23 protein-coding genes and 1 pseudogene are annotated in these 18,613 nt (G+C 72.6%); 9 read left to right on the top strand and 15 right to left on the bottom strand.

Annotation, left to right across the window (positions count from 1 at the left end):
- Positions 1-180: 180 nt before the first annotated feature.
- From ACSHV8_RS16305 to ACSHV8_RS16285, 5 genes are all read right to left on the bottom strand, one after another.
- Positions 181-537, bottom strand: coding sequence for a GntR family transcriptional regulator (locus tag ACSHV8_RS16305; RefSeq protein WP_436533890.1), 357 nt, complete (start codon positions 535-537; stop codon positions 181-183).
- Positions 537-1,913: an MFS transporter gene (locus ACSHV8_RS16300; protein ID WP_436533888.1), complete on the bottom strand. Its 1,377-nt coding sequence runs from the start codon at positions 1,911-1,913 to the stop codon at positions 537-539. The genes ACSHV8_RS16305 and ACSHV8_RS16300 overlap by 1 nt, the downstream gene beginning before the upstream one ends.
- Before the next feature lie 73 nt (positions 1,914-1,986).
- A complete protein-coding gene (locus ACSHV8_RS16295) occupies positions 1,987-2,442 on the bottom strand; it encodes a hypothetical protein (protein WP_436533887.1) in 456 nt (151 codons plus the stop codon).
- A gap of 5 nt (positions 2,443-2,447) precedes the next feature.
- A complete protein-coding gene (locus tag ACSHV8_RS16290) occupies positions 2,448-4,250 on the bottom strand; it encodes a dynamin family protein (protein ID WP_436533885.1) in 1,803 nt (600 codons plus the stop codon).
- Positions 4,238-5,728, bottom strand: a complete 1,491-nt coding sequence (locus ACSHV8_RS16285; protein ID WP_436533883.1) for a dynamin family protein — start codon at positions 5,726-5,728, stop codon at positions 4,238-4,240. Before ACSHV8_RS16285 ends, ACSHV8_RS16290 begins: the two co-directional genes overlap by 13 nt.
- Positions 5,729-5,895: 167 nt before the next feature.
- Here ACSHV8_RS16285 and ACSHV8_RS16280 point away from each other — a divergent pair, with 167 nt between their 5' ends.
- Together ACSHV8_RS16280 and ACSHV8_RS16275 are read left to right on the top strand one after the other, a co-directional pair.
- Complete coding sequence (locus ACSHV8_RS16280) at positions 5,896-8,337, top strand: LuxR C-terminal-related transcriptional regulator (protein WP_436533881.1); 2,442 nt, start codon at positions 5,896-5,898, stop codon at positions 8,335-8,337.
- Positions 8,334-8,861 (top strand): LuxR family transcriptional regulator, encoded by a 528-nt coding sequence (locus tag ACSHV8_RS16275; protein ID WP_436533879.1) that lies wholly within the window; start codon positions 8,334-8,336, stop codon positions 8,859-8,861. The genes ACSHV8_RS16280 and ACSHV8_RS16275 overlap by 4 nt, the downstream gene beginning before the upstream one ends.
- A gap of 1 nt (position 8,862) precedes the next feature.
- Here ACSHV8_RS16275 and ACSHV8_RS16270 read toward each other — a convergent pair whose 3' ends face one another.
- The 4 genes from ACSHV8_RS16270 to ACSHV8_RS16255 all read right to left on the bottom strand — a co-directional run bounded on the left by ACSHV8_RS16270 (position 8,863) and on the right by ACSHV8_RS16255 (position 11,407).
- A complete protein-coding gene (locus ACSHV8_RS16270) occupies positions 8,863-9,432 on the bottom strand; it encodes a DUF4240 domain-containing protein (RefSeq protein WP_436533877.1) in 570 nt (189 codons plus the stop codon).
- A 113-nt stretch (positions 9,433-9,545) separates the two neighbouring features.
- A complete protein-coding gene (locus ACSHV8_RS16265) occupies positions 9,546-9,881 on the bottom strand; it encodes an Imm51 family immunity protein (protein ID WP_436533875.1) in 336 nt (111 codons plus the stop codon).
- Between the two features lie 75 nt (positions 9,882-9,956).
- Positions 9,957-10,382: a hypothetical protein gene (locus ACSHV8_RS16260; RefSeq protein WP_436533873.1), complete on the bottom strand. Its 426-nt coding sequence runs from the start codon at positions 10,380-10,382 to the stop codon at positions 9,957-9,959.
- An 8-nt stretch (positions 10,383-10,390) separates the two neighbouring features.
- Positions 10,391-11,407 (bottom strand): Glu/Leu/Phe/Val dehydrogenase dimerization domain-containing protein, encoded by a 1,017-nt coding sequence (locus ACSHV8_RS16255; RefSeq protein WP_436533871.1) that lies wholly within the window; start codon positions 11,405-11,407, stop codon positions 10,391-10,393.
- An 80-nt stretch (positions 11,408-11,487) separates the two neighbouring features.
- Here ACSHV8_RS16255 and ACSHV8_RS16250 point away from each other — a divergent pair, with 80 nt between their 5' ends.
- The 5 genes from ACSHV8_RS16250 to ACSHV8_RS16230 all read left to right on the top strand — a co-directional run bounded on the left by ACSHV8_RS16250 (position 11,488) and on the right by ACSHV8_RS16230 (position 14,103).
- A complete protein-coding gene (locus ACSHV8_RS16250) occupies positions 11,488-11,946 on the top strand; it encodes an Lrp/AsnC family transcriptional regulator (RefSeq protein WP_436533869.1) in 459 nt (152 codons plus the stop codon).
- 43 nt (positions 11,947-11,989) lie between these two features.
- Complete coding sequence (locus tag ACSHV8_RS16245; protein WP_436533867.1) at positions 11,990-12,679, top strand: hypothetical protein; 690 nt, start codon at positions 11,990-11,992, stop codon at positions 12,677-12,679.
- Positions 12,676-12,990: a transcriptional regulator gene (locus ACSHV8_RS16240; protein WP_436533865.1), complete on the top strand. Its 315-nt coding sequence runs from the start codon at positions 12,676-12,678 to the stop codon at positions 12,988-12,990. The genes ACSHV8_RS16245 and ACSHV8_RS16240 overlap by 4 nt, the downstream gene beginning before the upstream one ends.
- Positions 12,991-13,057: 67 nt before the next feature.
- Positions 13,058-13,495, top strand: coding sequence for a MarR family winged helix-turn-helix transcriptional regulator (locus tag ACSHV8_RS16235; RefSeq protein WP_436533863.1), 438 nt, complete (start codon positions 13,058-13,060; stop codon positions 13,493-13,495).
- Positions 13,492-14,103 carry a maleylpyruvate isomerase family mycothiol-dependent enzyme gene (locus tag ACSHV8_RS16230; protein ID WP_436533861.1) on the top strand — a complete coding sequence of 204 codons (612 nt, stop codon included), beginning with the start codon at positions 13,492-13,494 and terminating at the stop codon, positions 14,101-14,103. The genes ACSHV8_RS16235 and ACSHV8_RS16230 overlap by 4 nt, the downstream gene beginning before the upstream one ends.
- Before the next feature lie 13 nt (positions 14,104-14,116).
- Here ACSHV8_RS16230 and ACSHV8_RS16225 read toward each other — a convergent pair whose 3' ends face one another.
- From ACSHV8_RS16225 to ACSHV8_RS16205, 5 genes are read right to left on the bottom strand one after another with little or no spacing between them, the layout of a single operon-like run.
- Positions 14,117-14,827, bottom strand: coding sequence for a VOC family protein (locus ACSHV8_RS16225; RefSeq protein ID WP_436533859.1), 711 nt, complete (start codon positions 14,825-14,827; stop codon positions 14,117-14,119).
- A complete protein-coding gene (locus ACSHV8_RS16220; protein WP_436533857.1) occupies positions 14,824-15,189 on the bottom strand; it encodes a zinc-binding dehydrogenase in 366 nt (121 codons plus the stop codon). The genes ACSHV8_RS16225 and ACSHV8_RS16220 overlap by 4 nt, the downstream gene beginning before the upstream one ends.
- Entirely contained in the window at positions 15,189-15,926 is a 738-nt protein-coding gene (locus ACSHV8_RS16215) for a metallophosphoesterase family protein (RefSeq protein ID WP_436533855.1), read from the bottom strand. Before ACSHV8_RS16215 ends, ACSHV8_RS16220 begins: the two co-directional genes overlap by 1 nt.
- Before the next feature lie 5 nt (positions 15,927-15,931).
- Entirely contained in the window at positions 15,932-16,528 is a 597-nt protein-coding gene (locus ACSHV8_RS16210; protein ID WP_436536786.1) for an HD domain-containing protein, read from the bottom strand.
- Complete coding sequence (locus ACSHV8_RS16205) at positions 16,528-17,088, bottom strand: hypothetical protein (RefSeq protein ID WP_436533853.1); 561 nt, start codon at positions 17,086-17,088, stop codon at positions 16,528-16,530. The genes ACSHV8_RS16210 and ACSHV8_RS16205 overlap by 1 nt, the downstream gene beginning before the upstream one ends.
- Before the next feature lie 119 nt (positions 17,089-17,207).
- On the opposite strand from ACSHV8_RS16205, the pseudogene ACSHV8_RS16200 reads away from it, so the two are divergent.
- A pseudogene (locus ACSHV8_RS16200) lies at positions 17,208-17,357 on the top strand (SAM-dependent methyltransferase); the annotation flags it as partial.
- Positions 17,358-17,389: 32 nt separating this feature from the next.
- On the top strand, positions 17,390-17,692 hold the full coding sequence (locus ACSHV8_RS16195; RefSeq protein WP_436533851.1) for an SAM-dependent methyltransferase: 303 nt from the start codon (positions 17,390-17,392) through the stop codon (positions 17,690-17,692).
- Here ACSHV8_RS16195 and ACSHV8_RS16190 read toward each other — a convergent pair.
- On the bottom strand, positions 17,673-18,512 hold the full coding sequence (locus ACSHV8_RS16190; protein WP_436533849.1) for an aminoglycoside phosphotransferase family protein: 840 nt from the start codon (positions 18,510-18,512) through the stop codon (positions 17,673-17,675). The genes ACSHV8_RS16195 and ACSHV8_RS16190 overlap by 20 nt on opposite strands.
- Positions 18,513-18,613 lie beyond the last annotated feature (101 nt).

The raw sequence follows: 18,613 nt of genomic DNA, 5'->3' as shown, positions 1-18,613 counted from the left end.
GGTACGACAGATTCCGGGGTTCGGCCGTGGCCGGGTGTGTTGCTCTGACCGTGACCAGCGGCGGAGGTCGCCCTGGAAGGTCGAGTGTTTTGGGCGCGCAGCGCCCTGCTCGGCCTGGAAGGGTCCCCGCGGGAGCGGCGGTCTGTACCCCGGCGGACCGAGGCAATATGGATCTTGAATTTAGGCTTCTAATGCGGCTTTGACCAGGGCGATTGCGGTGTCGGTGGGGATGCCCAGGGCGCGGATGGTGTCGGCGTAGGTGGTGGCGGCGTTCTGGGCGCGGCGGGAGGTGCCGGTGGCGCGGGCGGTGATGACGGTGCCGAGCCGGCCTCGGGTTTCGACGAGGCCGGCTTGTTCGAGTTCTTTGTAGGCGCGGGCGACGGTGTTGGCGGCCAGGCCGAGGTCGGTGGCGAGCCGGCGGACCGGGGGGAGTTTGGTGCCGGCGGCCAGGGTGCCGTCGGCGGCGCGGGCGGCGATGTGCAGGCGGACCTGCTCGTAGGGCGGGGTGGGTGAGTCCGGGTCGATGGGGATGTGCATCAGACCAGTGTCGGGGGTGTGTTGCCGGCGGCGATGATGGCCCGCCGGATGGGGACGAACGCGAGGAGGATGCCGCCGATGAGGAAGAAGACGACCAGGGAGACGATGCCGAGGCGGTAGCTGTTGGTGAGCTGGAAGATCAGGCCGAACAGCAGGGGGCCGAGCCAGCTGGTGCCCTTGTCGGAGATTTCGTAGAAGCCGTAGTACTCGCCTTCGCGGCCTTCGGGGATGAGCTGGGAGAACAGGCTGCGGGACAGGGCTTGGCTGCCGCCGAGGACCAGGCCGATGCCGGCGCCGAGGATCATGAACGGGATCGGCTTGCCTTCGGGGAGCCAGAACGCGGCGACGACCACGACCAGCCAGAGGACGAGGCTGACGAGGATGGTGTTGCGGGCGCCGAGTTTGGTGGCCATGGCGCCGAGCAGCAGGGCGCCGCCGAAGGCGAGGAACTGCACGATCAGGATCGTGATGATCAGCGTGGACTGTTCGAGTTTGAGTTCTTCGGTGCCGAACTGGCTGGCCAGGGTGATGACGGTCTGGATGCCGTCGTTGTAGATCAGGTAGGCGCCGAGGAATGCGAGGGTCAGCGGGTAGGCGCGCATGTGTTTGATGGTGTGGCCGAGTTGTTTGAAGCCGTCGGTGAGCACGTTGCCGCGTTCGGGGGTGCTCTCGGCGCCGGGGCGATCTTTCAACCAGAGCAGGGGTACGAGGGTGAAGGCGGCCCACCAGACGCCGGCCGAGACGATGGACCAGCGGGCGACGTCGAGGGTGCGTTGCGGGTTGCCTTCTTGCGCGAGCAGGGTGACGGCGACCAGGTTCAGGGCGAGGAGCAGGCCGCCGCCGAGGTAGCCGATGGCCCAGCCGCGGCTGGACACCTTGTCGCGCTGGTCGGGTTCGGCCAGCTGCGGCAGGAACGAGTTGTAGACGACGATGGCGGCGCCGAAGGCGATGTTGGCGATCAGGAACAGGATGCCGCCGAGCAGGTAGCGCTGGCCGGTGACGAAGCCCATGCCGATGGTGGCGGCGGCGCCGATGAACGCGGCGCCGGCGAGCAGGGGTTTCTTGCGGGGGGCGCGGTCGGTGATGGCGCCCATGACCGGCAGGACGAAGACGGTGAGGAACACCGACAGCGACACCAGGTACGGGTAGTAGCTGCCGGCGGCGACGGTGAGGCCGAGGGGGTGCACGACGCCGTCGCATTCGTCGGCGCCGAGGGGGCAGCCGGCGGCCTGTTCGGTGACGGTGGTCAGGAACGGGCCGAGGAAGACGGTGATGACGGTGGTCTGGAACGCCGAGTTGGCCCAGTCGTAGAAGTACCAGCCGCGGCGTTCCCGTTTACCGGCGGGGACGGGGGTCGGGGTGCCGGTGACGGCCATCGTGTGCGCTCCAGGGGTTTCGATCGGTGCGCGCACATGATGCCATCCGGGCGTCGTTCATGGGAGACCCATGTCACTGTTCACCGGGCGTCCACCAGCGGGCCAGCGCGGCGACGGCCGGGTCGTCGGAGGCGGACAGGATCGACCAGGGGTCGGCGCCGTCGGGGACCTCGACGCCGGCGTAGGCGGCCAGTTCGTGGGGGTCGATCGGGTCGGCGTGGGCGGCGTAGGTGTCGGCGGTGCCGAGGGTGGAGGCGTCGACCCAGGGGAAGCCGTCGACCGGTTCGGGTAGGTCGCCGACTTGCAGGGTCGGGGGGAAGTCGTCGGTGACGGGCAGCGGGTCGTGCAGGTCGGGGAGGTCGTCGTGGTCGGTGTCGACGGGCGGTGGTTCGTGGTGGTCGAGGTCGTCGTGGTGGGTGTCGAGTTCGGGTGTGTGCAGCTCGTGGGTGTCCGGTAGGTCGTGGATGTCGGAAAAGTCGGGCAGGCCATCGTCGTCGTGATGGTCGAATCCGCCCCAGTGGTCGCTCATCTGCTCTACCTTTCGTCGTCGATCGGCGCCGGGGTCAGGGCACGGGCCCGTAGCAGGGCTTCGTCGGCCTGGCGGACCCGGACGCGTACGGTGTCAAGCTCGTGCTGGGCGGCGGCGCGTCGTTTGGCGCGGCCGCCGGCGTCCTCGGCGGCGGCCGCGTCGATCTCGGCGATCTGGGCGTCCAGGTCGCGCAGGCGGCGTTCGGCGGCGTCGTCGAGGGCGACCGACAGGGCGTACTGCAGGTCGGTGAAGCGGACGGTGACCTCGTCGGCCAGGGCGGCGCGGGCTTCGGAGAGGACGTCGCGCAGCCAGGTGCGGGCGTGCTGGCGGTCGGTGTGCACGCGGCGGCGGTACAGCACGTAGCCGCCGGCGGCCAGGCCGAGGCCGATGCCGGCGACCGGGATGAGCAGCCCGCCGGCGGCGCCGAGCACGGACATGCCGAGGGCGGCGCCGCGGCCGGCCATGAAGGCGATGCCGCCGGCCGACAGGGCGATGAGCAGGTTGTCGCCGGAGCCGTCGCGTGGTGGGGTGGCGGCCAGGGCGTGGCGCAGGGTGGCGTTGACCTTGCCGAGGACGGCGTCGCGTTCGCCGTCCTCGAACGCGCGGTCCAGGACGTGCTGGGCGACCTGCGCGAAGGTGGTCTCCAGGCGTTCGGACATCTGCACGGCGACGGCCTGCAGTTGGGTGTCGACGTCGTCGGGGAGCCGGGCCAGGTCGGAGGCGCGCAGTTTTTCGATGCGGGTGGACAGTTCCTGCTGGATCTCGGCGATGCGGCTGCGCAGGGCGCCGACGGTTTCGACGCGGGCGCGTTGGACCTCGGCGTTGAGCAGCAGTGACCATTGGCGTGACTCGGTGCGTTTGCGGGTGGCCAGGGCGGCCCGGTCGGCGCGCAGTTCGGCCTGGCGGGCCGGGTCGGCGGTGGCGGCCTGTACTTTCGCGTCGGCCTGGGCTTCGAGGCGGCCGAGTTCGCCGCGGGCGGCGCGCAGCACGTTGGCCAGTTGCAGTTGGTGGCCGCGGCCGGCCAGTTCGATCAGGGCGTGCTGCAGGCCGGGGATCTTGGAGGCGTCGGCCAGGGCGCCCTGGCGGGTGGTGTCGGTGGTGGCCAGGGCGAGTTCGGCCAGGCGGGCCGAGACCGGGAACCAGGGGGCGGCGGCGAATCGCGGGGCGTGGGCCTGCAGCAGGCTGCGGTTGTCGTCGGCGATGCGCCGCCACTGCGGGAACGCGTCGATCTTGGTGAGGGCGAAGACGACGGCGTCGACGCGTTCGGCGGCCTGGGCCAGGAAGTCCAGTTCGGGGCGGGACAGGGGGGCGGAGGCGTCGGCGACGAACAGCAGGGCGCTGGCGCGGCGTACGGCGTCGAGGGCGACGGTGGCGTGGACCGGGTCGAGGCCGCCGGCGCCGGGGGTGTCGAGCAGGGTGAGGTATTGCAGCAGGGGGGCGGGGTGGGTGACCTCGATGCGGCGGGCGCGGCGTTTCCCGGCGGCCCAGTCGGCCAGGTCGTCGACGGTCACGGGTTCGCCGCCCTCGGGCAGCCAGGCCCGGGCCGTGTACGTGTCGCCGGGTACGAAGCTCAGGTAGGCGGCGGTGGTGACGGCCGCGTCGACCGGGGACAGGCCGGGCACCCCGAGCAGGGCGTTGACCAGGCTGCTCTTGCCGCGTTTGGTTTCGCCGACGACGACCACGCCGGGCCGGGTCAGTTGGGTGCGGCGCAGGTCGGCCAGGTCGGCGGCGGCGTCCATGTCGGTGGTGCGCAGGTAGGCGAGGGTGTCGCGGACGGCGGCGTCCATCTGCGGGGTCAGATCGCGCATCGGCCGCGTACCTCCTGGGCGAGCAGTTGGAAGCCGCGGTGGGCGATGTGGGCGATGCGGGCCTGGGCGGGGCCGGCGCCGTCGACGGCGTAGGCGCGCCACCGGCCGGCCGCGGCGATCAGTTCTTTTTCGCCGGCGCCGGGCCGGTCGAGGATGAAACCGGGGTCGTCGCTGGTGGCCAGGCGGATCAGTTCGGTCTCGCGGTCGGCCGGCAGCCGGACCGTGCCGGTGGCGGCGCGCTGGGCGGCGTCGAGCAGGCGCAGGCGGTGGTAGGCGGGGTCGCGCAGTACGTCTTCCAGGGCGTCGCGGACGCGGGTGCGCAGGTGCGGGTCGGCGGTGTGCCCGGCCAGGCGTTCCAGGCGGGTCAGGGCCCATCCGGCCTTGATCGCGTCGGCGCGCCAGCCGAACGATTGTTCCAGGGTGCTCTGCAGGCGGGGCAGGCCGGAGGCGGACAGCAGGCGGCGTTCGAGTTCGCCGGTGCTCAGGCGTGGGTCGGCGGCCAGGTGGGCGCAGGCGAAACCGATGCCGTACAGGTCGAGGCGGCCGAGCAGGCGTTCGCGGCGTTCGGCCGGCACGGGGGCGGGCAGGGAGCGGAACAGGTCGACGGAGGTGAGCAGCAGGTCGACCTGGTCGGGCGGGAGGGTGGCCAGGGTGGCCAGGGCGTCGCGGTCGGCGCCGGTGAGCCGGCCCGCGCCGGCGGTCTCGGCGAGCAGCCCGACCAGGGGGACGACGTCGCCGACGGTGCGGTGCAGCAGGCCGGCCTGCTGCCGGGCCAGGGGGACGGCGACCGGCCACGGGTCGGCGGCCCCGCCGGCCAGGGTGTCGATCTTGGCGAGGACGGCGAGGGCGTTGATGGGGCTGGTGGCCAGCCGGGCCGACGCGTCGTGGAAGGCGTCCAGGGCGCGGACGTCGTCGGCGCGGACGGCCTGGGTGAACACGTAGATGACGGCTTCGGCGGCGGCGACCTCGCGGGAGGAGTCGGCGTCGATGTCGTCGTCGAACGGGGCGTCGCCGACGACGCGGGCGGCGCGGTCGCTGGAGGCGGTGTCGGTCGAGGACAGGCCCGGGGTGTCGACGACGGTCAGTGTCCGCAATCGGTCATTGGTGAGCGTCACATCGACGTAGGCGATGCGGGCGGCGGGGACGCCGAGGCGGGCCGGGACCATGCCGTCGTCGTCGAGGGGGAGGCTGCGCCGCTGGTCATCGCGGGTGACGACGTCGACGCGGTCGGCCGGGCCGTACCGGAACCGGGTGACGACTCTAGTGCACTCGCCGGCTGCGGTCGGGGCGACCCGCCGGCCGATAAGAGCGTTTACTAGTGTCGACTTTCCGGCTTTCAGGCGACCGGCGATCGCGACCCGTAACGGTTCGTGTAGACGGTTGCCGATCTGTCGTACCTGCCCACCAGCATCGGAGTCGAAATCCGTGACGATATCGTGACACAGAGTAGCCAACCGTTGGCTGAGCGGTCCGGTCACCGCGACTCGTCAGCTGAGCACACTGTCAGCGACAATGTGCAGAAGGCGGCAGTCGGCGTCACGAAACGGGGACCTCTCTCGCGCGGGAAGCGGGTTCGCAGCACAGACTACGGATGCCGGTGCCGCCTCGGGGATCCCGTGTTCGTGCCAGAGAAGGAGGACCACTAGTGGCGGACGAGCCTTACCTGGCCGCATCCTCCACTCTGCGTCACGGCCCGGCCCTCGTCGTGCTCACCGGCCCACCCGGCTGCGGCCGCAGCACCCTGCTGCAGCGCATCGCCGCCGCGGTCCCCGGCCCCGTGCACGCCGGCGGCGGACTGGCCATGCTCGCCGGAGTTCCCGCCCTCGCCCTGTCCCGCGCCGTGCGGGCCCGGCTGCCCGGCGACGACGTACACCTCCTGGCCGAGGCGGTCCGGTCCCGGGTGCGCGGCGGCCTGCTCGTCCTCGACGACCTGCAGCACTGCGACCCGGCCACCATCGCCGCCCTGCCGCATCTGGCCCGCACCTGCCGCGTGCTGGTCGCGCTGCGCACCCCGCACCGGCTGCCCGCCGACCTGCACGACGCGCTGCGCGACGCGGCCGGCGCCTGGCTGCCCGTGCCGGCCCTGACCGGCGACGAAGCCCTCGCCCTGGCCCGGCGCACCGCCGCCCGCCTCGACGAACCCGGCCTCGCCGCGGTCGTCACCCGCGCCGGCGGCAACCCCCTGGCGATCATCGCGCTGGCCCGGCAGGCCGCCGCGGGCAAGACCCCGGCCACCCAGGACATCGACCAGATCGCGTACGCGATAGCGACCGCCCTGGCCGACCTGCCCCGCCCCGCCCGCACCGCCCTGGCCGCGCTCGGCCTGCTCGGCCGGCCCGCCCCGGCCGGACTGCTCGGCCCCGGCGCCGCCGACCTGCAGGCCGCCGGCCTGGTCGACACCGAACCCGGCGGCGCCCTGTACCCGGTGTCGGCGTACGTCGCCGAAACCGCGGCCGGGCTGCTCGACGCGACCGCCCGCGCCGACATGCACCAGCGGCTGGCCCAGCTCACCCCACCGGCCGAAGCCGCCCGGCACCTGGCCGCGGCCGGCGACAACGCCGGCGCCTACCGGCAGGCCCTGATCGCCGCCGACCAGGCCGGCACCGCCGAACGGGCCGGGCTGCTGCTGTTCGCCTGCGGCCTGGACACCCCCGTCGACCTGCGCGTACGCCTCGCCGCAGCCGACGCGCTGCTGGTCGCCGGCCGGGCCGGCGAAGCCGCGTCCGTGCTCGCCGCCGCCGGGGCCCGCCCCACCGGCGCCGCCGCACCCCTGGCCCTGGAGGTCGCCGTCCTGCACGGCGAAGCCCTTCTGCAGGCCGGCGACCCGCACGGCGCCGTCCTGGCCGTGCAAGGCGTGCCCGACGCGGCCGCCGCCGCCGTGGTCGCCGCCCGCGACCGGGTGCTGCTGCTGTCCGCCCTGGCCACCGCACCCATGTCCGCGCTCGACCTGGCCGACAAGGTCGCCGCCCGGCACCCGCACCCGCAACCCGGTGTCGCCGCGGCCATCGCCGCCGTCCGCGCCGCCCACCGCGTCCCCGGCTGGGACACCGACCTGGCCGCGGCCGCCGACCCGGCCGGCGACCCCCTGATCAGCCGCTGGAGCGCCTGGCTGCTCGTCGAACACCTCGCCGCCGACGGCCGCCTGGCCGAATCCGCGGCCGCCGCCCGGCAGGCCGCCGACGCCGCCGCCGACGCCCTCGCCTACGGATGGCAGACCCGGTTCCTGGCCGCCGCCGACTGGGCCCTGGTCCTGCACGGCCCGACCGGCGACACCGACGCCGTCGTCCGCCGCACCGCCAACCTGACCGACCTGGCCCTGCCCGAGCAGGCCCGCGCCTACGCGACCGCGGCCACCGCCCTCGTCGAAGCCGACACCGGCCTGCTCGCCGCCGCCCGCGGACGACTCAAGAGCGCCCCCCGGCACCCGGCCGCCGATTGGGTCGCCCGCGAAGCCGCCTGGCTCGACGGGCAACCCGAACGCGGCGACAGCACCGAACCCGGCGACGGCCTGCTCGCCGGGCTGCACGCCATCACCGCCCGGTGGGCCGCCCACGACCTCGGCCAGCGCGACAGCTCACCCATACCCACCGGACTACCCGGACCGGCCCGGCGCACCCTGACCGCCTGGGCCGTCGGCAACGGCTTCCCGGCCGCCGCCGACAGCTGGGAACCCGTCGCCCTGCGCGAACAGATCCGCTGCCTGCTCGCCGCCGGCCTCACCGACACCGACCGCGACCGGGCCGTCGCCGCCCTGCTGCGCGCCGAAGAACTCGCCGACAACGCCGGACTCACCGTGCTCGCCGGCCGCGCCCGCCGCGGCCTGCGCCAGCACCGCGTGCACCGCGACGTGCGCGGCCGCCGCTCCCAGGGCGGCCTCACCCAACGCGAACAAGACGTGCTGCGGCTGGTCGCGGCCGGCGAACCGACCCGCCGCATCGCCGGGCAACTCGGCATCTCCACCGAGACCGTCGACACCCACATCCGAGCCAGCATGCGCAAACTCGGTGCCCGCACCCGCACCGAAGCCGCCGCGCTCGCCTTCGCGACCCGCGCCGAAACCAGCGACAACAGCGAGGATGGCCGGTGAACCCACAATCCGACGCACCACGCCACGTAGTTGCCACGGCCGCCGACGCCGACACCGTCCTGCGCCGCCTGGCCCGTGACGGCTGGACGGCCCGGCCCGGATTCGCCCTGCCCGACCCGGCCTGGGACGTCGCCGCCGCCCACATCGTCCTGCACGGGCGCATCGGCGACGACGACACCGACGCCGCCCGCCTCGCCGTGCTCGCCGCCGCCCGCGGCGCCGGCGTCGTCGCGGTCTGCGACACCGAATCAGCGGCCGGGCGTGCCCTGATCGACGACCTCGCCCGCATCGGACCCGTGCATCGCGGCGTCGACGGCGCCGACCCGGTCGCCAGCCTCATCCCCGAACAGCGGGCACTGCTCGACCGCCTCGCCGCCGGGGACACCATCGCGGCGGCGGCCGCCGCCGAATTCCTCTCCCTGCGTACGGCCAACCGGCGCATCGCCGAGGCCCGCGCCCTGTTCGGGGTCCGCACGACCCGGGAAGCCGTGCTCGCCTACCTGCGCCAGCGCCAGCCCGACTGACTCACTCCGTCAGCTGCGGGTAGAGCTCGCGCAGGTAGGCCTGCTGGCGGGGGAACAGCGCGGCCAGTTTTTCGAGGCGGCGCGGCACCGGCGCGGCCTGCGGCGGCGGGTCGTCCAGGCGCACCGGCTCACCGCTGTCGTAGTAGCCGTCGTACTCCTCACCGGTCAGCTCCTCCAGAGCACGCTCCGGGGCATACCGGAAACCGGCCAGCATCAACGCACTGATGTCGGCGCGCGCCCGCACGGCCGGATGCTCGGCCAGGACATCCGGATCCTGCAGGGCCCGCGTGTACCAGTCCCGGCCCAACCCGACCAGACCGGCCCGGAAATCACCGAACCCGTCGTCGTCACACCCGTGATGGATCAGGAACGCGGCCATGAACAGATCCTCACGGTTCACCCGATGCTGCAACGCCCGGAAGAACTCGGCGAACCGGGCCACCTCCGGCGGCGACAACTTCACCAGATGCCGGGTCAACGTGTGCTCAAGCCGCTCGTCCAGGTGATCCCACGCCTGACCGGCGTCGTCCCGGGCCGCCTCGATGATCTCCCAGCACTGTTGCTCGTCCATCACTCGCCCTCCCGGGGCCGCTCGCCGCTGCATGTCCCCTGACGATCGGAACGACGACGTGAACGTTGAGGAAACCGCCGCCCCGCGACGGCGACCATTTCCGGCGGCCGGGTTCAGTCGTCGAACCGGAAACCACGCCCCTGCGCGATTGTCATCAGCTCACGCAGGCGAGCCTCGTCGGTCATGGCAGCGCCCAGCCGGGTGGCCAGGTCGTCGAGCACCCGCCGGTCCTCGCTGTGGGCGAGGAACGCGTCCGACTCCGAGTCGGCCCAGAAACGTCCTTCGAGCGCGGGGGCCTCGGTGGCGACGAGCAGTTCGGTGATGCCCTCCCAGAACGGGCCGTTCGGCTCGTGGCCGAATTCGCCGATCACCGCGTCCACCGACGTGCCCGTCACCAGGTACAACCGGAACCGGCCCGGGTCGATCTCTTCCACCGTGATGTCGTTCATCGGCCGATCCTCGCAGACGACGCCGGAGCTGCGCGCAAGGTCCGGGCCGGGCCGGGGTGCTCCGGCGAACGGGGGTCAGAGGCGGACCAGGGCGAGGTCCCACTGGCCGTGCTCGTCCTCCCACACCGTCACGATCTCACCCAGCGGCAGCGGATTGCGTTCCGGCTCGTCGTCGACGTAGACGTCACCGGCCTCGGACATCGCGTCGGTGATGCGCAGCGCGTCGTCCCGGGTGCCGTCGGTCGCGACCCGGATCCACGCGACCCGCCACGCGCTGCCGGTGAGGTCGCGGCCGATCAGGTCACGGCCGGTCAGCAGCCGCCCGTCGACGTCGAAGAACGTCGCCGGGCCGTCGACCGGCATCGGGCCCTCGTCGATGAGGGTCAGGTTGTCGTCGACGGCCTGGCGGGACCCGTCGAGCACGGCCGGGTCGAGCCAGGCCGGCAGACGGTCCAGTTCGGCCTCACGAATGAAATTGCCCCAGGCATACAACGCGAACATGGCCGCGATCATAGGGGACTCTCAACCCCGTGCTCGTCGGCGAGGAGCTGATCGACAACGGTCAGGGGTGGGACTCCCGTGCCGGCCGCGGTGGTCAGGATGGCTCCCAGGGTGTCGCCGATGGCGTGCAGCCGCGCATCCACCTGGGCCGGCGTCTCGTGCAGCAGTTCGACCGCGGTCGCGTGGATCAGCCCGCCCGCGCTGACCACCACGTCCGGCGCCCACAGAATGCCGCGCTCGTGCAGCAGTTGCGCGGTCGCGGGCACGTCGAGCTGGTTGTTCGCCGGCCCGGCGACCGCCGCGCACCGCAGTTGCGGCACCGACGCGGCGGTCAGCAGGCCGCCCAGCGCGGCCGGGACCAGCACGTCCACCTGCGCGCTCAGACACTGCTGCGGGCTGACCCAGGCGGCCCGGTGCCGCTCGGCCAGCGCCCGGCGGGACTCGTCGACGTCGGCCGCGAGCAGGTGAGCATTCTCGGACGCGAGCAGCCGCAGCACATGACCACCGACGCGCCCCAGCCCGAGGATCGCGAACCGGCGCCCGTCCAGGGCGGGGGAGCCGAACCGCTGCTCGCACACCGCCCGCAACGCCGCGATCACCCCGACCGCGGTGTGCTGCGACGAGTCCCCGCTCGCATCGGGCCGGCAGAACACGTGCGCGGTCCGTTCACCGATGACCGCCATGTCGTCCGGCCCGGTCCCGACGTCCGGCCCGGTCGCATACTGCCCGCCCAGGAACTCGATCAGGTCACCGACGTCGAGCAGCAGTTCATGACGGTCGAACACGTGCCCCGGGGGCAGGGCCACGACCGTCTTGCCGCCGCCGAGCGGCAGCCCGGCGATCGCGCATTTGCCGGTCATCGCCGCGGACAGCCGCAGCGCGTCGCTCACCCCGTCGCGCCAGTGCGGATATTCCTTGAGGCGGCAGCCACCGGCGGCGGGGCCGCGGGCGGTCGAGTGCACGGCGACGGTGATCGGCAGCCCGGTCCGGGGGCCGCGGCGGGTGACGACGAGTTCGTGATCCATGGCAGCAGAATGTAGTCACCTGCACGGCCGACGATCATCGGATCCGAACGACGTTCGGCAGCAGGGGGATAATTCCGGTCGTGGACGAACTTGATTCGGCGATCGTGGCCAGTTTGCAGACCGACGCACGCCAGACGAACCGGGAGCTGGCCCGCACGGTCGGCATCGCGCCGTCGACGTGCCTGGAACGGGTGCGGGCGCTGCGCGAGCGGGGCGTGATCAGCGGCTTTCACGCCGAGGTGGACCTGGGCGCGCTCAACCGTGGTGTGCAGGCGCTGCTGCACGTGCAGGTCAGGCCGCTGTCGCGGGCGGTCATCGAGAGTTTCAAGACGTACGCGATGGGCCTGCCTGAGGTTTTGTCGGTTTTTGTCCTTGCCGGTGGGGACGATTTCCTCGTGCACGTGGCCGTGCCCAGCGTCGACGCGCTGCACGGATTTTTGATGGACAAGTTCAGCGGACGCCGCGAGATCGTCGGTTTCCGCAGCTCAGTGATCTACGAGCACACCCGCAAACCGGTCATCGAACCCCTCGACCCGTAAATTGGCACTAGCGCCAATCGGTTTGTGATGGAAACCTATTGGCATGACTGCTGATTCAGTTCCTGCCGGCGCGGATCCCCGCCGGCTGTTGTCGGAGGTGCGCACCCTGTCCCGCCGGGTGCGCACCGACCAGCGGGTGACCTGGGTCGCGCTGCTGGTCCTGGCCATCGCGACGTTCGCGGCGATCCCGGTCGACTGGTTCGCCACCCAGGTCGACTGCACCGCGGACGGAGCCTGCCGCTTCGACCGGCTCGGGACGATGGTGTTCTGGCCGCCGGCGCTGCTGCTCTCGTACGGGATCATCGCCGTCGTCTACGTGCGCATCGCGCGGTCGCGCGGCGTCGACGCCCGCGTGCTGCCCTATGCGATCACCGGGGCCGTCCTGGCCGGGGTGTTCGCGGTGGCCTGCGTGTGGGTGCGCATGTACCTGGCGAGCCATCCGGTGACCGCGGACTCGCCGCCGACCGCCGGCTGGATCCTGCTGCTGGACCGCCTGGTCGCCCCGGCCGGCACGATCGGGATCTCGCTGCTGGTCCTGGCCTGGCTCGAACGCAACCCGGCCCTGCTCGCGTACACGGTCGGCTACCTGACCATCGTGCTGGTCCCGATCACGTTCGGCTGGCGGATGCACAGCAGCGTGCAGGCCGAGTTCCTGCCCCCGCAGGTGATCAGCGGCACGCTGCTGCTGCTCGGCGCGGCCGGCTTCGCCCTCGCCCGCAGGCGCCGGCGGTGACCGCCGACGCCCTGCACCCGGTGACCGGCCTCGACGACGTCGTGCACCAGCGCGTGCGCCTCGGGATCCTCACCATCGCGCACGAGGCACGCCGCGTCGAGTTCGGCTACCTGCGCGCCCAGCTGCAGCTGACCGCCGGGAACCTGTCACAGCACCTCGGCGTGCTCGAGACCGCCGGCCTGGTCGCGATGGAGAAAGGCTACGAGGGCAAACGCGGCCGCACCTGGATCACCCTGACCCCGGCCGGCACGACCGCCCTGGCCGAGGAGATCGGCCGCCTCAAAGAGCTCATCTCCCGCGTCGACCTCTGAAGATCAACACCGATTGGCGCGTACGGACGGAGAGCCGCACTCACCTCGATATGACATCATTGTTGTCATGTCTGCGAGGCGGGGTGCACAGATCTACGACGTACTGCGCGAGACCCGGCCACTCGTGCTGAACTCGGCCCGGGTGGTCGAGGCGGCACTGCGCGACGATCGCGTCAGCGTCGGGATGCGGGCCGTGCTCGAAGTGCTCGCCGGCGCCGGAACACTCACCGTGCCCGGCATCGCGCAGCGCCTCGACCTGGCCCGGCAGGGAGTGCAACGGCACGTCGACGATCTCGGGGAGCTCGGGCTGGTCGCGGTACGGGCCAACCCGGCGCATCGCCGCTCGCTGCTGGTACACCTGACCGACACCGGCACGGCCCTGTTCCGGCGCATCCACGACGACGAACTGGCCCGCCTCGACCAGCTCGCCGCCGACTGCACCGACGACGAGATCACCGCCGCGGTGAAAGTGCTGCGGGCACTGAACCGGGAGGTGCGCGGATGACCGTCTACACACTGACCGGCAACAACCGGCGGCTGATCGCCGACGTCCTCGACGGGCTCGACGACGAGCAGTGGACGACCGAGACGCTGTGCGCGGGGTGGACCGTGCGGGAGATGGCGGCCCACCTCGTACAGCCGATGCTCGTCGGTTTCGGAAAATTCTTCCTCGTGGCGATGCGCTATCGGGGGAACACCGACCGGACCGTGGACCACGTCACGCGCCGGATCGCCCGCCGCGAACGCGGCGAACTGCTGCGGCTGCTGCGCGAGCACGCCGGGGACCGGGTGAACCCGCCGCGGGTCGGGCCGATGGGGCCGTTCGCGGAGACGTGCGTGCACCTGCGCGACATCGCCCGGCCCCTCGGACTCGCCGCCGACGTGCCCGCCGAGCACTGGCGGATCCTGCTCGACTACCTGGCCGCGCCCGGGGCGGCGCCGGGCCTGGTGCGCCCGGGCCGCCTCGCCGGGGTCCGCCTGCAAGCCACCGACATCGACTGGGCGGCCGGTGACGGCCCGGTGCTGCGGGGAACCGCCGAGGCGCTGGCCATGGCCGTCACCGGCCGCGACGTGGTGCTGCCGGAACTGAGCGGCCCGGGCGTCCTGCGATGAACCCGCAGCGTCCCTACCGCGGTGGGCGGGCGGTGATGCAGTAGGCGCGGCCGGCCGGGTCGTGCAGGGTGGTCCAGTCGTCGGGGAAGTGGCGGATCACCGTGGCGCCCAAGGTTTCGTGCCGGGCGACCTCGGTGGGCACGTCGTCGCAGGCCAGGTCCAGGTGGACGCCGGGCGGGCCGTCGTCGAGGCGCTGCAGCAGCAGCCGCATCGGGATCGGCGGCGCGGGGAGCAGGCGCTCGAACTCCGGGCAGTGCGGCATCGCGTCGTGGTCCCAGCCGGTCACCGCCCGCCAGAATCGGGTCTCCGCCTCGTAGTGTGCGGCGGGAATGTCGAGGCACAGCTGGTCGGCGCGGCCGGCGTACCCGGTCGGGGCGGTCTGTTCGCCGTGCCACGGGACCAGGCAGAACACGATCCCGGCGGGCGAGCGCAGCACCACGATCTCGTCGTCGCGGGCCGTCTCGGTCGCGCCGAGCGCGATCAGCCGCGCCGCGGCCGTGAACGGGTCGTCGACGTGCAGGTCCAGATGGCCGCGGGCCGGATCGTCGCCGACCACCTGCACCCGCAGCGTCGCCTCCCCGGCGGGCGGGTCCAGGGTGGCGAACGTGCCGTTGCCGCGCCGCGCCGACAGGGTCGTGCCGGTCACGGCCGACCAGAACCGCTCGGCGGCCGCAGCACCGGCCGCGGGCGTGTCCAGGAAACCGGTCACCCAGCGCACGATCATGGGATCAGCACCACCTTTCCACGGTTCTCGCGGGCCTCGACGATCTCGTGGGCGCGGGCCGCCTGCTCCAGGGGAAGTTCCGCGTGCACGGCCGGGGTCAGCTGCCACACCTGCTCGCCGTGCTCGGCGTAACGCTGCCGCTCGGTGCGGGCGAAATGCGCCATCGCGAACCCGGCGGCCTCGCCGCCGGGCGTCGCCGGGAACGGGCCGGTCGTCTCGCGCAGGCGCCGCACGGCCGGGCGGGTCACCCCGATCGCCGCGGCCCGCAGCAGCAGCTCGCCGTCGCCGGGCACCGGCGGGTCACCGTCCTCGGCCCGCAGCACCTCGGGCCCGCCGGCCCGGTAGTAGCGGATCAGCCGCATCAGTTCCGTCCCGTCCTCAACGCCCGGGCCACGTCCGGCCTGCCGCATTCCTGCGCGAACCGGGCCGCGTCGTCCCACCCGTATTCCACCTCGTGGAACGTGGCCTCCCACCGGCCGGACGTGTCGTCGACGATCGCATACCGGGCGTGCGGGCTCCCGGCGGCCATCTCGTGCGGGTACGGGTCGTCGTCGGTGTACGCCGGCCAGCCCACACTGCCCGGGTTCACGATCAGCGGCCCACCGGGCAGCCGCATGGATCCGGCCAGGTGCGTGTGCCCGCACAACAGCAGCTGATAGCCGCTCACCGCACCGACCCGATCGACGACCTCGTCCACGGTCGCGTCCCGCACGCCGTCCGGGGTGACCGTGTGCAGCAGATACTGCAGGTCGTCGGTGGGGGTGCCGTGGAACGCCAGCACCCCCGGCAGCGGCGACAGGGTCATCGGCAGCGACGCCAGCCACTCCCGATGCCGCGCGCTCAACCGGGCGGCGGTGACCCGGTCGGCCATGCCCTGGCGCTCCGGCGCCAACGTCAGCACCTGCCGCTCGTGGTTGCCGGCAACCGTCGGCAGACCGATCGCGATCAGCCGGTCGGCGGTCTGCGCCGGCTGCACATACCCCGACAGCAGGTCACCCAGGTTCACGGTCAGATCGACCCGGTCGCCGGCGATCGCGGCCAGGACCGCGTCGAGGGCGGGCAGGTTGCCGTGCACATCGGAGATCACCGCGACTCGCATGGCGATCATGCTACGGCGATCGGGAACCCGTTCTGGTACGCCAGACGCCGATCCGCGCCGGCCGCGAGCCCGTCCAGATGATCGTCGAGAGTCAGGAACACCGCCCACGGCTCGTCCCCGCTGACCGCGACCAGACGCTGCACCAGCAGCTGCTCCAGATCCGGGACCCGTTTCGCCTTCCACACCTTGTCGGCGACACTGACCAGCAGATCCTCCACCCCGGCGGCGGGGGAGTCCCACGTGCCGTGACTGGCCGCGAACCGGGCCAGCCGCGGCTCCACCCCGGCGTCCAGCAGCAGCCGCCGCCCGGCCGGTTCGTGCCGCGATCCCGGCCCGGACAACTCCTCCGGATGCACGATCTTGCCGATGTCATGGGTCGCCGCACCGAACAGCACCGCCGCCCGATCAAACCCCAGACCCGGATACGTGCTGGTCAGCCACCCGGTTAACTGCCAGGCCACGTCGTGCACGGCCCGCAGGTGCGCCCCCAGCCGCGGCGGCGCCTGCAGGGCCACGAGAAGATCGACCGCCTGCGGCGGCAACAACCGCATCCGGGGTACGGACGGTCCGCCCATCGCGGTCGCGAGCAGCCCTGCCGTCATCACGTGCCCCCCTCGGCCAGCCGGTTCAGCCGTCGGGCGAAGTCCCGGTAGGCAACCGCGTACCCGTCCTGGCGTCCCGCCAACCGTGCCACCTCCGCCCGCACCAGGGTTTGCGCCCGCGACCGGTCCCCACCGGCCAGGGCGACCGCCGGCAGCAGGAAATGCCGGGTCGACTCGTGCGCCAGGGTGCCGATCTCCCGGGTCAGGGCCGGCCAGTCGGCCCACCGGTCGATGAACGGCTGCCCCAGCACCACCACCGCCTCGGTCAACTCCTGCGCGACCGCGTCCACATCACCGGCGGTGAACGTCCACGTGCGGCCCACCGGCAGCGTCACACACGCGACCGGCTCGTCCCAGCCGGCCGTGGCGACCAGGATCTTCTCCACCGGCTTGTGCCGCACCCCGACCACCGGATCCGCGACCACCGACGTGTCATCGTCGTCGCTCAGGCCCAGGTCGAGCCAGCCGAACTCCGGCTGCAACAGGATCCCGTGCCGGCGCCGGGTGAAACCACAACAGGCCAGCGCTCGCGCGCAGGCGTCCGTGACCCGTTTCCGCACCGCACATTCATAGCATCCACAAAGGACCCATGGTGTCTTTTTGCGATAGCTTCGTCACGGACAGTTTCGCCGCCATCGATACGGGGAGAACAATCGTGGGCGATGACGTACCCGCCGGCCTGGACACCTGCACCGTCCACCCGGCCCGCCGCTACAACTACTGGCTCGGCGGCAAGGACCATTTCGCCGCCGACCGCGAGTCCGGGGACCTGATCGAGAAAGCACACCCGACGATCCGGGTGACCGCCCGCGAGAACCGGGCGTTCCTGTCATCGCATCACGGCAGCTCGCGGCCGACATCGTGGCCGAACTGCTGGGGGCGCTCGCACCGGGCAGCTACCTGACGCTGTCGCACGGGACCACCGACTTCGGCACCGAGCAGGAGGAGGCGTACGCGCAGGAAATCATCGGCAAAGGACTCGCGGACGTGTTCCCGCGGACCCGCGAGCAGATCGCCACGTTCTTCGGCGACCTCACCCTGATCGACCCGGGCATCGTGCCGGTCTCCGAGTGGCGGCCGGTCCCGGGCGCGCACCTGCCCACCCCGCACGACGTGGCCATCTACGGCGGCGTGGCACAGAAATCTAGCCGAGCGCCTGGGTGATCTGGTACGTGGTGACCGCGGCGATGTGCGCGTCGGTGGCGGCATACGCGGTGTAGGCGATCAGACCCGCCGACAGGGCCCAGCCACGGCCGCGCAGCCAGGTCGCGTCGTCGACGGCGAGCGCCTCGCGAAACGCCGGGCGGGTGCGGGCCGACATCAGCGTGAACGCCATCATCAGGTCGACCGCCGGGTCGCCGGCGCCCAGCCCACCGAAGTCGATGACCGCGCTGACCCGGCCGTTGCCGGCCAGCAGGTTACCGGTGTGGAAGTCACCGTGGAACCAGACCGGTGGCCGCTCCCAACCGGGCGCGGCCACCGCGTCGTCCCAGAGCCGGGTCATCGCCGTCGCGTCGAAAACCCCCGCGGCCCGCCCGATCGCCGCCCGCGTCGACCGGTCCCGGGCGGCCAGGCCGCCGTTGCCGGTGGGCGCCGCGTCGACCGGGAGCCCCTGCAGGGCGCGCAGAAAACCGGCGAGCGTCGCCGCGGTCGCGACCGAGTCCAACGCCCGGGTGGCCGGCTCACCGTCCATCCAACGCGCGACCGCCCAGGGCCACGGGTAGCCGAAACCGGGCCGGCCGACCGCGACCGGCACCGGCACGGCCAGCGGCAGGTGCGGCGCGAGCCTCGGCAGCCACTGCAGTTCCTTCGCGGCCTGACCGATCGCACCCTCGTGCCGGGGCAGCCGCACCGACAGGCCGGGACCGAGCCGGTGAATGACATGATCGGAACCGGCCGGGTCGACCAGGCTCAGCGGGAGACCGGCCCACTGCGGGAACTGCTCGTCGACCAGGCGCCGCACCAGCCGGGTGGTGATCTCCACGGTTCCCCCCGTCCGACAGTGATCAGCCATCGAAGTCTATGCCGGCCGCGAACGCCCTCGACCGGGTCCTGTCCGCGGACGGGCACCTGCCTTTCGGGTGA

The organism is Actinoplanes sp. HUAS TT8 (assembly GCF_051380535.1).
In the GTDB taxonomy this organism is placed as follows: domain Bacteria; phylum Actinomycetota; class Actinomycetes; order Mycobacteriales; family Micromonosporaceae; genus Actinoplanes.
The sequence above is the reverse complement of the archived record's forward strand: the minus strand, read 5'-3'. Positions and strand labels throughout refer to the sequence as shown.